Origin of the sequence: Bacillus sp. RE35 (assembly GCF_052146655.1) — a bacterium.
Lineage (GTDB): Bacteria > Bacillota > Bacilli > Bacillales > Bacillaceae_G > Bacillus_A > Bacillus_A cereus.
Genome location: NZ_CP197377.1, coordinates 1,499,612 through 1,513,025 on the forward strand (window position 1 = coordinate 1,499,612; position 13,414 = coordinate 1,513,025).

Here is a 13,414-nt window from a genome sequence, read left to right on the forward strand (position 1 = left end):
GTGATGACTCTATCACGAAAAATAAACCATGTCTAGTACACGGATATAGTCAATCCGAGGGTGATAACCGCATGATAATAAGGATCCATGCTCTTCTATTTCTTCTTTCGTAATCGACTTGCGTCCACCAGTATTTTGACGATTCCAAAATGCAATAATATGTTTTGCATCTAGTAAATAAAATTCATCAAAAAGTGTAAATTTAATAATAACAAATGCAATTCCATTATGAGCAACCACTTGCTTCATATGTTCAATTTGATGAAGGTGGAAGTTTTGAAGTGGGAAACTAGTTTTATTTTTTGTTTCCTTTGCTTCAAAATCGATGTATTTCCCTTTGTATACACCGTTGTAATCTGTTGTAGAAGGTTGTTTAAAATACGCTTCTTTTACCACTGCAGCACTTCGAGCGGGGTAATCTACTTTTACAATTTGAAGAGGTGTAGGCTTTTTATGTACACATGCAATATTATGGGTTAAGTAATATTGATTTGTTTCATTCAATTCCTCTTCAAGGGACATACCTCTATTACTATAAGTATGTGTTTTTATAGGTGTTTTTTGAGGTTGTGAAGCTTGATTATACCTTTTTCCATTTGGGTAACGAATGGTCATAGTGTGTCCACCCCCAACTTGCTAAGAATTACTTACAAAGGTGATTATATCAAAAAATGAAAAAAGATGTGACCTTTTTGATGAAAGGTATGATGACTTATTTATGTTTACATGGAATGATTATATGAAAATGAAACAAAATCGAGAAAAAAATTTTTGTACAGAGGAAGAAAAAGCAATCATTCACAATATTAAAAAGAAAACAGAAATAGCTAATGTGGACAATATTTCTCGGACACAATCTTATCAAGAATATTATTTAAGAAATAGTGAAATCAGGTGGGCCTTTTTAGCGAGTATGGTTTCGAGAAATGCGGGCTGGAATATGACTGATTTAGAAGGGAGATATTATGCTACTGTTTTACCTAGAACGGTAAAAAAACATTTATTTATTCTGTACGAACAGGCTAATTGGATTATTTTTTTAGATGCATTTCCTCAGCTATTATTGTATGAGGAAAGTAAGAAGAGACGTGCACCTCTCTTTCATTTGTTGCAATATTTCAACGTATCAATTTTTATGGAAAAAGAATGGTTACTTTTCTGGGAAAGAAGAGATATGAATAGGCTTATGACAGCGCTTATTATAAATGAGCAAAATAAAATTCAAAAACCAGTCATTGAGAACACATATTTTAAAAAACATGTATTCCATACTGCACTTTTTAAAGTACAAGAAAGACTTCATATTAGTGCAGTTATCTTCCCAACAATTGAAGGGAGAATGTATGGATTTTCGGTTTATCAATTTGAAACGTTACAACAGCGTATAGAACTAGGAAAAAAATTAGCATGGTTATTGTTTCATCCAATTTATAATGGTTCGTTTTATAAGTTTGCATTGCAAACTACACATACTGGGTCTAGAGAAGATTATGAAGTTTACGCAAAGGAAACTCGAAAGTCTTATACGCCAACACTTAGAGATATTTATCCTGTTATTTTACATGAAGAAATAAAAATGAGAGATTGGTTTTGTGCAAATATGAAAATGAATGTGCTATTTGTACCTGAAGAACCTAAAGGGGAAGTTAATATAACAGAATGGTATAGAAGAAAGAGAGAACAAATCTATAGGCTATCTATGGCAAATCGTTTTGCTAAAAGGATGGATGAGTTCATGATATAATAAAAAAGAAGTCCCGTCTTCCATTTTGAAGACGGGACTTCTTAATTTGAAACAATCCTGCTATGTGTGCTACAACTTTAATCTCAAAACGTAATGCTAGTAGGAGATTAAGGGTGACTTGAAATTTAACTGTTCGTAATAAAGTCTCGCTTTATGTAGCAGGGAAGTTTGGACCATCTAGCTTTGGATTGCCAGTCTCGGGTTTATTTTGTTGTTTGTTTTGGTTTTTCTTTTTTTCATTTTTGTTCTTTGCCATTGTAATACACCTCCTTTTTGTATTGTTACCATTTCTATAAATGACATACGAAATGATTTCTTTGACGAATAACAACTAGTTTTGTCATGTGGGCAGGAGTGGTGAATCATTCGGCGAAATTACATGACAAAGGAAAAGCAAAGAAGGAGGCGTTTTGTATATGGCGATGGTTCAGAAGGAAGATGTAATGAAAAAAATGGATCAAATGTTAAGTTCTCTCGATTTGCTGGAAATGAATATAGGTATTAGAATGAATCATGCATTAAAGGATGCGAGTGAAAAAATATGCAATAAGATAGAAATAACAGAAATGCATATTGAACATATGGAAAATAAATTAGTGCATCACGAAGAGAAAGGGAATTGGGTAAAGACATTTCAAAACGTCGTAGTGAGTGCATAATAAGGTGGGAAAGAAATGAAGAATGAAGCATTAATACAGTCTTCAGAAAAACTCATGCAGTATAATAATGAAGCGAATGTAAAAAAGAGAGAACTAACCGAATACGACTTTTATAAGGATATGAAACCGTTTGTAGATATGGTAGATGAGGAATTAAAGAAGTGGAAAGAATTAGCTTATAAGTGGATTAAAGAAGAAAAGCCAAAATATATACATGTACAGCAAATTGATCAAGTATATGATAATTTACAAACGAATGTGTTGCAATGCTTTGTAAATAAAGGTAAAGGTAAACGATTCTTTGAAACACACCAAGCCATTTCGTATACTTTGCAAAATATAGTTGAGCAATGTAAATAACAAGAGGGAGAGCCCTCTTGTTATTTTTATGCTTCTGTCATTGTTGTAGGTTTTGTTGCGCCGTTTATTTCTAATTCTTTTATTAATGTTCGATAATCTGATATGCATATTTTTCCTTCGAGATACCAATGTCTCGCAAAGTCTAATAATTCATTTGCATTCTCTGTGCAATACCCCTTTTTTTGAGAAAACGCTTGTTTTAAATCCCCTAATACCATGTTGATTCCTCCCCCATGAGAATCTTCTTCTTCATTATCATAGCATGGAAGGGTTTTCTTTTTTAATTTTTTAAAAATTTAAACTTCCGACAAAAATAGACAGATACTCCATCACACATATTATTTTATAGGTACATATTATATATGTAGAAACTTATGTGAAGGAGGAGAGAATGCATGTTTCAACAACCTAACTTATATCAGCAAACGAATCCATATGCACAGCAAAATATGTACCAATATAATACGGATACATATTTACGGTATAATATGTATCCTTTCGAGCCTTATTATGGAAATCAAAATTATTATCAACCGTTTGAAGTGTCCTTTATGAATCAAGCTCAACAACCACAACAGCAGCAACCTTATGTGAATCAAGCTCAACAACCACAACAGCAGCAACCTTATGTGAATCAAGCTCAACAATCACAAGCTCAGCAACCATACATGAATCAACCACAGCAGCAGCCTTATATGAATTCGCAATATTATATGCCACCACCATCTCCGTATGCTAATCAACAAGCGATGTTTTATCCACCAAAACAACCGTACCCGACGCAGGGTAAGCAAAAGCAACAACAGCCAAGTCAGTTTTCTAGTTTTGTTTCTCAATTTAAAACATCAGATGGTAACTATGATGTAAATAAAATGATGAATACAGCTGGACAAATGATGAATGCGATGAATCAAGTGACAGGTATTGTAAAGCAAGTTGGAGGCTTTTTTGGTAAGTGATGTTGAAGAATTGTCTATAAAAACAATGTAAATGAAATAAAGGACTAGACAAATTTCCTTGTAATAAATGGGTATATATAACAAACGGCTTTCTCTCTTTTCTCATACTGTAAAGTGTAATCAGATTTTTTTAACGAGAGAGGAGAGAAAAAACTATGCATCATTGTCATCCTTGCTTTGGAGGGCATAAGCCTACAGGACCTATTTGTACGACTGCTCCTGTCATTCATCCGACGAAACAATGCGTAACACACTCTTTTTCAACAACGGTGGTGCCACACATTTTCCCAACACATACAACACATGTACATCATCAACAAATTAAAAACCAAAACTTCTTCCCGCAAACAAATTCAAATGTAAATGTTGTGGACCCAATCGACCCAGGATTCGGTGGCGGATGTGGACCGTGTGGCCATGGTCATCATCATCATCACCACGGTCATCAAATATCTCCATTTGGGCCAGGACCGAATGTATCACCGTTTGGACCAGGACCAAATGTATCACCGTTTTTACCAAACAATGTATCACCAGTAGGTCCAAATATCGGACCAAACGTTGGTGGAATATTTAAAAAGTAAATGATATGTTAGAACTAGCGAAATGCTAGTTCTTTTTTTGTAATTGGAGTGTTGATATGAAAGTTATTGCAGTAACAGGATATAAGCCATTTGAACTTGGAATATTTAAAAATGATCATCCAGGAGTGGAGTGTATAAAGAAAGCATTACACCGTAAATTAATCACTTTTGTAGAAGATGGTTTAGAATGGGTTATAATAAGCGGCCAATTAGGTGTAGAATTATGGGCTGCTGAAGTTGTTTTTGAAATGCAAGTAGAATATCCTGATTTAAAATTAGCGGTATTCACTCCGTTTTTAGAACAAGAAGAAAATTGGAAAGAAGATAATCGTGAATATTACGAATTTATTCTTTCTCAAGCAGACCATGTTGATAGTATCACGAAACGGAAGTATGAAAGCCCAGAGCAATTTAAATTAAAAAATCAATTTTTTATTGAAAAAAGTGATGCGCTTTTAGCGGTATACGATGAAGAAAAACCAGGAAGTCCCAAATATATTGTAGAATCAGCAAAGAAAAAAGGGGAAATAGAAAATTATCACAGTTATTTCATTCTTTTTTCTGATTTACAAGATATAATAGAAGAGGAACAGTGGAATAATGCAGAGTAATATGTAATATAGTACTCGTATATATGATTGACAAAAAGCATTGTTTCTGAAAAAATTTAGTTAATGAAAGTTTTGGTAAAAATTTGAGGTGAAGAAAATGATTTCGGATAAAATTAAATTAACAGCGAAAGATATTTTAGAAAAAGAATTTAAAACAGGTATGAGAGGTTATCAGCAAGAAGAAGTAGACAAGTTTCTTGATATGATCATTAAAGACTATGAAGCTTTCCACAAAGAGTTTGAGCAATTAAAGCAACAAAATGCTCGTTTAAAGCGTGAATTAGAGGAACAAAAACTAGCAGTAACGCAAGTTCCACAACAACCTGTACAAACACCAGTTGCACAACCGGTTTATAACAACACGAATACGGATATTTTAAAACGCTTATCTAACTTAGAAAAAGCTGTATTTGGAAGTAAGTTATACGAATGATGTAAGGTGGGAAAAGGTTTAAGCATTTTACATAGAAAAAAACGTTGCAAAATCTTTTTGTTTCCACTATACTAATGGATGTCATAACGTTTGGGTAATCGCTGCAACGCCAACGTTGTAGAGGAAAGTCCATGCTCGCACGGCCTGAGATGGCTGTAGTGTTCGTGCCTAGCCAATTCATAAGCTAGGGTATTCTGGCTGTAAGGCTGGTTTAACGGCAGGGAAAAAACCTAAGTCCTTTCGGATATGGTTTGACTACCTTTAAAGTGCCACAGTGACGAAGTCCTTGAAGAAATGATAGGAGTGGAACGAGGTAAACCCCACGAGCGAGAAACCCAAATAATGGTAGGGGAATCTTTTCCAAGGAAATGAACGACGGGAAAGGACAGGTTTTATAACCTGTAGATAGATGATTGCCACCGGAGTACGAGGCGTGGGCCGTTTGTAGTACAAAGGAACAGAACATGGCTTACAGAACGTTATGAACCAACTATGAAATAACTCAGCTCTCCTTTGTTAGAGGAGGGCTTTTTATTTGTATGAAGTTATAAAGTATGAGTTAAAATGGTTAATGAGAAAATTTTTCGTAAAATGTAATAATTAATAGGACCAATTGCTATTAATTATTGTTTGAATATACATAAGAGGTGAATGCAAATGGGAAAAGTTACTTTAATTGCAACAGCGGCAATGGGTATTGAAGCGTTAGTTGCCCGAGAAGTTCGCGATCTTGGTTATGAATGTCAAGTAGAAAACAGCAAAGTAACATTTGAAGCAGATGAAAAGGCGATTTGTCGTACGAACTTATGGTTACGTACTGCGGACCGTGTAAAAATTAAAGTTGGCGAATTTAAAGCAACGACATTTGATGAGCTATTTGAAAAAACGAAAGCATTAAACTGGGGAGATTATATTCCAGAGAATGGTGAATTCCCTGTTATCGGTAAATCTTTAAAATCTGAATTATTCAGTGTTTCGGATTGCCAACGTATCGTTAAAAAAGCTGTCGTTGAAAAATTAAAAACAACATATAAACGTACAACTTGGTTTGAAGAAGATGGTCCGTTATTCCGTATCGAGATTGCAATGCTCAAGGATATTGCAACATTAACAATTGATGCGAGCGGTGTTGGGCTTCATAAACGTGGATACCGTATGGATCAAGGGGAAGCTCCGTTAAAAGAAACATTAGCTGCGTCTTTAATTAAATTAACAAACTGGAAGCCAGATCGTCCATTTGTTGATCCATTCTGTGGATCAGGTACAATTCCGATTGAAGCAGCATTAATTGGACAAAACATTGCACCAGGATTTAACCGTGGTTTCGCATCTGACGAGTGGGGCTGGGTAGGTAAACAAAACTGGCGTGAAGCTCGTCAAGAAGCTGAAGATTTAGCGAACTATGATCAACGATTACAAATCATTGGATCAGATATTGATCATCGTATGATTCGAGTTGCTCAAGATAACGCAGAAGAAGTAGGCTTAGGCGATTTAATTACATTTAAACAAATGCAAGTAAAAGATTTCACAACAAAAGAGGATTATGGCTACGTTGTAACGAATCCTCCATACGGAGAACGTTTAAGTGAAAAAGCACTCGTTGAACAACTGTATAAAGAAATGGGACAAGTATTCCGCCCATTAGATACATGGTCAGCGTATGTATTAACAAGCTACGAAGCATTTGAGAAGTGTTACGGAAAAGATGCGTCGAAGAAGCGTAAGCTGTTTAACGGATTTATCCGTACAGATTACTACCAATACTTCGGAAAACGTCCACCGCGTAATTCATAGTATAAAACTCCTCTAGCGCGCATATACTGGCTATTATGTAATGCGTAAAGGAGGAAGTCATATGGATAATTTTCAATTATCAATGATTCAAAAAGCTATTCACCGTACGTATGATGAGCTCGGAAAAGAAGTGGATAGTCAAGGTGCGATTGTAGATGAAATACAAAAAGCACAAGAAGAATATTTGTCAGCTCTTTCACATGAAACAGCGATTGATAAACGGTATTTAAAGTCATTAATATAGAAGAAAATTTTCCTTTTTCGAAAGGAAAATTTTTTTTCGTGAATTTCTATGTATTGCAACAGGGGAAAGTGGCTGCACACATATGCGTAGCAGTTGCTATTATCTTTTTATAGAAAAACTTTTTGGTTGGAGGCTAAGGATGTTTACTGAGAAGAGATTACCATTTGAAGTAGGAAAACAAGATAATTTTTATGATAAGTTGAATGAGTGGATTGGAGATGTGTTTTACGACATCCTTCCGGAAAAAGGCTTTGAAGAGCGTGATGAACAAATTTTTATGGCGTTTCAGTTAGAACGCGCTTTCCAAGAAAAGAAAGTTATGTTCGCAGAAGCTGGTGTAGGAACAGGGAAAACAATTGTATATCTTCTATATGCAATTTGTTACGCGCGTTATACTGGGAAACCAGCTATTATTGCTTGTGCAGATGAAACGTTAATTGAGCAGCTTGTGAAAGAAGAAGGGGACATCGCTAAGTTATCTGAAGCATTAGGGCTATCTGTTGATGTAAGGCTTGCAAAATCAATGGATAATTATTTATGCTTACGTAAACTTGAAGATGTTATGAGTGGACGAGCTCCAGAAGTAATTGAAGACGTATATTACGAGTTACCACAGTTTGTATTCGATCATGGTACGATGCAAAACTTTACTCACTATGGTGACAGAAAAGAATTTCCACTTTTAAATGACGAAGAATGGTCAAAAGTAAATTGGGATTACTTCCAAGATTGCTTTACTTGTGATTCTCGTCATCGTTGTGGACAAACTCTTTCTCGTGAACATTATCGTAAAGCAGCAGATTTAATTATTTGTTCTCAAGATTTCTATATGGATCATATTTGGACGTACGATGCTCGTAAGCGTGAAGGGCAAATTCCATTATTACCAGAAAGTAGCTGCGTTGTATTCGATGAAGGACATCTTGTAGAATATGCAGCTCAAAAAGCTTTAACATACCGTTTAAAGCAAACGATGATGGAGCAACTATTAACGAGATTGCTACAAAACGATATTCGTGAGGAGTTTGCACATTTAGTAGAAGAAACAATTTGGCAAACTGAACGATTCTTTGATGTGTTACAAGAGAATAAAAAGGAAATTGCCGGTTCTGATCGTCTAGAAATTACTGTGACAGAAAAAGTAACAGCTGAAGCGAAACGACTTTATGCAAAAATCGGTGAAGTTGGAGATGCATTAGTATTCGAAAGTGAAATGCATACAGTAAACACGTATGATTTAAATATTGTTGATGAGCATTTAGATGTATTAGAACATTCACTTCGTCTGTTCATGCACGAGAAAAATGTAATTACTTGGGGTGAAGAAGGTGATGGTGCCTTCACGTTAGTTATTATGCCACGTGCAGTTGAAGAAGTGTTACAAGAGAAAGTATTCTCGAAGAAAATACCGTATATTTTCTCTTCTGCGACATTATCGAACAACGATTCATTCGCTTTCACAGCTAATAGCCTAGGGGTAAAAGATTACTTGTCATTCTCAGTTGCTTCACCGTTTGATTACGAAGAGCAAATGACAGTAAACTTACTATCACATACGAAAGAAAATGAATGGGAAAGAAAGTGTCAATATACACTTGAAAATATACAAAAAACAAATGGACGTACGCTTGTATTATTCCGTACAACGCAAGAGCTTGCAGCGTTCAAAGAGTATGTAAGTAAAGAGCAAATGTCGGTTCCGTTCTTATATGAAGGAGATCAGGAAATTAGCCAGCTCGTTTCTCGTTTCCAAAATGAAGAAGAGACTGTACTTTGTGCGGTTCATTTATGGGAAGGTTTAGATATTCCTGGTTCATCATTATCGCACGTTATTATTTGGTCTTTACCATTCCCTCCAAACGATCCTGTGTTTGAAGCGAAACGTAAGCACGTAAATGATCCATTCTGGGATGTAGATGTACCATATATGATTTTACGACTTCGTCAAGGAATTGGGCGTTTAATTCGTACAAGTGAAGATAAAGGTGCTATATCAATTTTCTTATCTGATTCAGAAGATGAGAAAGTAGTTGCAGCTGTGAAAAATGTACTGCCAGTAGAAGGTAAAGAATTATAAGGAGAAAGCTTGGCGCTTGCCAAGCTTTTTTTCTATTATAAAAGGAATTTATGTTTCTGTGTCGAATTAAATTTGAGGTAGAAAAAGGAGGCTTTTATACGATGACAGTTGCTACATATGAGGTAGAAAAACAATTTTTAACATACGTGAAGAAGATACAGAATTACGGAGAAGCATTAAGTTTAATGTTTTGGGATTTAAGAACAGGTGCACCAAAAAAAGGTGTAGATCAGCGTTCAGAAGTAATTGGTATGCTTTCGTCAGAAGTGTTTGCTATGTCGACTTCAGATGAGATGGGAAACTATTTAACAGAACTTGAAGCTTTAATACGTGAAGATAAACTTTCTGAAACGACAAAGAAAATGGTTGAAGAGTGTCGGAAAGAATATGATAGAAATAAAAAAATTCCACAAGCTGAATATGAGGCTTATGTGAAATTAGAAGCGAAAGCAGAGAGTGTGTGGGAAGAAGCTCGCGAAAAATCTGATTTCGAAATGTTCCGCCCGTACTTAGAAAAAATTGTTGAATTTAAAAAGAAATTTATTACATATTGGGGTTATGAAACATATAAATATAATACATTATTAGACATGTATGAGCCAGGTATTACAGTAGAAGTTTTAGATCACGTATTTGGTCAACTTCGTGAGCGCATCGTGCCGCTTGTAAAAGAAATCTCTGAGTCTAAAAAAGGATTAAAAACAAGTGCTTTATCGGAACAGTTTTCAAAAGAAAAACAAAAGAACTTTACATTAGAACTATTAAAGCAATTGAATTATGACTTTGAAGCAGGTCGTCTTGATGAAACAGTACATCCTTTCGAAATTACATTAAATAGAGGGGATGTTCGTATTACGACACGCTATGATGAAAAAGATTTCCGTATGGCTGTATTTGGAACAATTCATGAATGTGGTCATGCAGTATATGAACAAAATATTGCAGAACAATTTGAAGGTACACCACTTTGCAGTGGTACATCTATGGGTATTCACGAATCACAATCATTATTCTTTGAGAACTTTATCGGCCGTAATAAATCATTCTGGAAGAAAAATTATGATTTATTAAAAGAGTATAGCAATGGTCAATTTGATGATATGTCAGTCGATGAATTTTATGATGCAATTAACGAATCGAAGCCGTCATTCATTCGTATAGAAGCAGATGAGCTTACATACCCGCTTCATGTTATGGTGCGTTATGAATTAGAGAAAGAATTATTTGATGGTACATTACAAGTGAAGGACTTACCAGCAGCTTGGAATGATAAGATGGAAGCATATTTAGGAATTCGTCCGGAAAATGATGCACAAGGTGTATTGCAAGATGTTCACTGGGCTGGTGGCTCATTTGGATACTTCCCATCTTATGCGCTTGGTTACATGTATGCAGCGCAATTTAAGCAAAGAATGTTAAAAGACATTCCGAACTTTGATGCATTATTAGAAGAAGGAAACGTAACACCGATTCGTGAATGGTTAACAGAACATATTCACCAATATGGTAAAACGAAAAAGCCGCTTGAAATTTTAGAAGATGTAACAGGTGAAGGCTTAAATGCAAACTACTTAGCCGATTATTTAGAAGCGAAATATAAAGAGATTTATGAGTTGTAAAAAAAGAGCTGCTTAATTGCAGCTCTTTTTTAAAGGGGGATGGGAGAATGGACTATACATATACAGTAATGACGCAAGAAGAAGCAGAAGAAATTGCATACAACTGGCATTATGAAGGGAAATATTCCTTTTACGATATAGAGGCAGATGAAGAAGATTTAGCTGAATTTTTACATGATGAAAGTAGAGGGAATCATACATTTTCTGTGAAGGAAAATGGCACTCTCATTGGTTATTTTACTGTTTGTAAAATAAATGACGGAACGGTTGATATTGGTCTTGGAATGAGACCTAATATAACTGGGAACGGATTTGGTTTACAGTTCTTAAACGCTATACTAGCTTTTAGTAAAGAAAAATATGGATGCAAGTATATAACACTATCAGTAGCTATATTTAATGAGAGAGCGATTAAAGTGTATAAAAGGGCAGGGTTTGAAGTAGTTGGAACGTTTATACAGAAAACAAATGGTAGTTGTTTTGAGTTTTTGAAAATGAATTATATATGTAAAAATGATTAAAAAACAGAAGAATCTCCTTCTGTTTTTTTATGCAGAAATAAATCATACTTTTTGTAATTGGAAGTTTTGAAATTTTGGAAGAGGATGTGTATGATTGAAGTTTAATAGTAAATAGCAAGTTTAGTAAGGAGAGACAGCATGAGTATAATTAAAACGAAAAATGAAATAGAGTTAATGCATAAATCTGGAAAATTACTTGCTTCATGTCATAGAGAAATTGCGAAGATGATGAAACCAGGTATTACTACAAAAGAAATTAATACGTTTGTTGAAGCATATTTAGAACAGCATGGTGCAACGTCTGAGCAGAAAGGGTACAACGGATATCCATATGCGATATGTGCATCTGTAAACGATGAAATGTGTCATGCGTTTCCGGCCGATGTTCCTTTAACTGAGGGTGATATTGTAACAATTGACACGGTAGTAAACTTAAATGGAGGTCTTTCAGATTCTGCTTGGACGTATAGAGTTGGAAAAGTTTCTGATGAAGCAGAAAAGTTGTTGTTAGTAGCTGAGAATGCTTTGTATAAAGGAATTGACCAGGCGATAATCGATAACCATGTAGGAGATATTGGCTATGCAATTGAAAGTTATGTAACAAATGAAGGTTTTTCTGTTGCAAGAGACTTTACGGGACATGGAATCGGTAAAGAGATTCATGAAGAACCAGCAATTTTTCATTTTGGGAAACAAGGACAAGGACCTCAGTTACAAGAAGGAATGGTAATTACAATTGAACCGATTGTAAATATAGGTATGCGATATTCTAAAGTAGATTTAAATGGGTGGACTGCACGAACGATGGACGGGAAATTATCAGCTCAATATGAGCATACAATTGCGATTACAAAAGATGGGCCAATCATTTTAACGAAGTTGTAATTGGAAATGAAAGAGTTTGCAAAACTCGAACAAAAATAGTAGTTTTTAAAAATTTGTACGTGTTTTTTCGATAAATGCTTTTCAAAGCATAAAAAGTACGTTATAATCCTTCTATAAAATAAATAGTTAGCTACACTCATATAATCGCGGGGATATGGCCTGCAAGTTTCTACCGAAGTACCGTAAATACTTTGACTATGAGTGAGGACGAATATAATTGCTTGTTTAGCATTCTTTTTTTGCGAAACTCCAAAAGCGCGTCTCTCACTTGTAACGAGTGGTGGTGGCTTTTGGAGTTTTTTTATTGCATAAGAGGGGGAACAAACATGAAAGTATTACAAGAAAAGATTTTGAACGAAGGAAAGGTTTTATCTGGTGACGTATTAAAGGTAGATGCTTTTTTAAATCATCAAATTGATCCAGTACTTATGCAAGAAATCGGAAAAGAATTTGCTAAACGTTTTAAAGAAGAGAACATTACAAAAATCGTGACGATTGAATCTTCAGGCATTGCACCAGCAGTTATGGCTGCATTAGAGCTTGGTGTAAAAGTAATTTTTGCACGAAAACGTAAATCGTTAACGTTACAAGATAATATGTACGTTGCAAACGTATATTCATTTACAAAACAAGAAACAAATGAAATTTCATTATCTCGAAATCATATCGATGAAAATGATCGTGTATTAATCATCGATGACTTTTTAGCAAACGGTCAGGCTGCTTTAGGTTTAATGAGTTTAGTAGAGCAAGCTGGAGCGAGTATTGCAGGAATTGGAATTGTTATTGAAAAAGCATTTCAAGATGGAGGAAAGAAGCTTCGTGAACAAGGCGTTCGTGTTGAATCACTAGCAGAAATTGCATCACTTGATAACGGCACAGTTACATTTGTACAGCAAGAAACTGCGGAGGTGAAATAAA

Annotated in this window: 17 protein-coding genes, 1 other RNA gene and 1 riboswitch; of the genes, 15 read left to right on the top strand and 3 right to left on the bottom strand. The window is 35.0% G+C overall.

Annotation, left to right across the window (positions count from 1 at the left end):
• Positions 1–12: 12 nt before the first annotated feature.
• A complete protein-coding gene (recU, locus tag ACTL4X_RS07900) occupies positions 13–615 on the bottom strand; it encodes a Holliday junction resolvase RecU (RefSeq protein WP_000155598.1) in 603 nt (200 codons plus the stop codon).
• A gap of 103 nt (positions 616–718) precedes the next feature.
• Between recU and ACTL4X_RS07905 the strand changes: the two genes are divergently transcribed.
• Complete coding sequence (locus tag ACTL4X_RS07905) at positions 719–1,744, top strand: DUF2515 domain-containing protein (protein ID WP_000495659.1); 1,026 nt, start codon at positions 719–721, stop codon at positions 1,742–1,744.
• A gap of 151 nt (positions 1,745–1,895) precedes the next feature.
• Here the strand turns inward: ACTL4X_RS07905 and ACTL4X_RS07910 are convergent, their stop codons facing one another.
• Positions 1,896–2,075 (bottom strand): hypothetical protein, encoded by a 180-nt coding sequence (locus ACTL4X_RS07910; protein WP_001987054.1) that lies wholly within the window; start codon positions 2,073–2,075, stop codon positions 1,896–1,898.
• 85 nt (positions 2,076–2,160) lie between these two features.
• Here ACTL4X_RS07910 and ACTL4X_RS07915 point away from each other — a divergent pair, with 85 nt between their 5' ends.
• The gene (locus ACTL4X_RS07915) at positions 2,161–2,403 is read left to right on the top strand and encodes a hypothetical protein (protein ID WP_001252036.1); all 243 of its coding nucleotides are present in this window, start codon (positions 2,161–2,163) and stop codon (positions 2,401–2,403) included.
• A 15-nt stretch (positions 2,404–2,418) separates the two neighbouring features.
• Positions 2,419–2,763: a YppE family protein gene (locus tag ACTL4X_RS07920; protein WP_000786939.1), complete on the top strand. Its 345-nt coding sequence runs from the start codon at positions 2,419–2,421 to the stop codon at positions 2,761–2,763.
• 26 nt (positions 2,764–2,789) lie between these two features.
• On the opposite strand, the gene ACTL4X_RS07925 is transcribed toward ACTL4X_RS07920, so the two are convergent.
• A complete protein-coding gene (locus ACTL4X_RS07925; RefSeq protein ID WP_000242652.1) occupies positions 2,790–2,981 on the bottom strand; it encodes a YppF family protein in 192 nt (63 codons plus the stop codon).
• A 177-nt stretch (positions 2,982–3,158) separates the two neighbouring features.
• Here ACTL4X_RS07925 and ACTL4X_RS07930 point away from each other — a divergent pair, with 177 nt between their 5' ends.
• The 12 genes from ACTL4X_RS07930 to ACTL4X_RS07985 all read left to right on the top strand — a co-directional run bounded on the left by ACTL4X_RS07930 (position 3,159) and on the right by ACTL4X_RS07985 (position 13,413).
• Positions 3,159–3,722 carry a YppG family protein gene (locus ACTL4X_RS07930; RefSeq protein ID WP_016122190.1) on the top strand — a complete coding sequence of 188 codons (564 nt, stop codon included), beginning with the start codon at positions 3,159–3,161 and terminating at the stop codon, positions 3,720–3,722.
• 155 nt (positions 3,723–3,877) lie between these two features.
• Positions 3,878–4,306 (top strand): CotD family spore coat protein, encoded by a 429-nt coding sequence (locus ACTL4X_RS07935; RefSeq protein ID WP_000546270.1) that lies wholly within the window; start codon positions 3,878–3,880, stop codon positions 4,304–4,306.
• Positions 4,307–4,362: 56 nt separating this feature from the next.
• Complete coding sequence (locus ACTL4X_RS07940) at positions 4,363–4,917, top strand: DUF1273 domain-containing protein (RefSeq protein WP_000862908.1); 555 nt, start codon at positions 4,363–4,365, stop codon at positions 4,915–4,917.
• A gap of 97 nt (positions 4,918–5,014) precedes the next feature.
• Entirely contained in the window at positions 5,015–5,350 is a 336-nt protein-coding gene (gene gpsB / locus ACTL4X_RS07945) for a cell division regulator GpsB (protein WP_000622431.1), read from the top strand.
• A gap of 86 nt (positions 5,351–5,436) precedes the next feature.
• An RNA gene (gene rnpB / locus ACTL4X_RS07950) (RNase P RNA component class B) lies at positions 5,437–5,827 on the top strand.
• Positions 5,828–6,007: 180 nt separating this feature from the next.
• On the top strand, positions 6,008–7,147 hold the full coding sequence (locus ACTL4X_RS07955; protein WP_000521224.1) for a THUMP domain-containing class I SAM-dependent RNA methyltransferase: 1,140 nt from the start codon (positions 6,008–6,010) through the stop codon (positions 7,145–7,147).
• Positions 7,148–7,208: 61 nt separating this feature from the next.
• Entirely contained in the window at positions 7,209–7,391 is a 183-nt protein-coding gene (locus tag ACTL4X_RS07960; RefSeq protein WP_000368570.1) for a DUF3921 domain-containing protein, read from the top strand.
• 139 nt (positions 7,392–7,530) lie between these two features.
• Positions 7,531–9,468 carry an ATP-dependent DNA helicase gene (locus ACTL4X_RS07965; RefSeq protein WP_000493709.1) on the top strand — a complete coding sequence of 646 codons (1,938 nt, stop codon included), beginning with the start codon at positions 7,531–7,533 and terminating at the stop codon, positions 9,466–9,468.
• A gap of 101 nt (positions 9,469–9,569) precedes the next feature.
• Positions 9,570–11,087, top strand: a complete 1,518-nt coding sequence (gene ypwA, locus ACTL4X_RS07970) for a carboxypeptidase (RefSeq protein WP_000215077.1) — start codon at positions 9,570–9,572, stop codon at positions 11,085–11,087.
• Between the two features lie 47 nt (positions 11,088–11,134).
• The gene (locus ACTL4X_RS07975; RefSeq protein ID WP_000386779.1) at positions 11,135–11,608 is read left to right on the top strand and encodes a GNAT family N-acetyltransferase; all 474 of its coding nucleotides are present in this window, start codon (positions 11,135–11,137) and stop codon (positions 11,606–11,608) included.
• A gap of 138 nt (positions 11,609–11,746) precedes the next feature.
• A complete protein-coding gene (locus ACTL4X_RS07980; protein ID WP_000022490.1) occupies positions 11,747–12,493 on the top strand; it encodes a type I methionyl aminopeptidase in 747 nt (248 codons plus the stop codon).
• Between the two features lie 116 nt (positions 12,494–12,609).
• Positions 12,610–12,711, top strand: a riboswitch (purine riboswitch).
• Between the two features lie 108 nt (positions 12,712–12,819).
• The gene (locus ACTL4X_RS07985; RefSeq protein ID WP_000866483.1) at positions 12,820–13,413 is read left to right on the top strand and encodes a xanthine phosphoribosyltransferase; all 594 of its coding nucleotides are present in this window, start codon (positions 12,820–12,822) and stop codon (positions 13,411–13,413) included.
• Position 13,414: the final 1 nt, after the last annotated feature.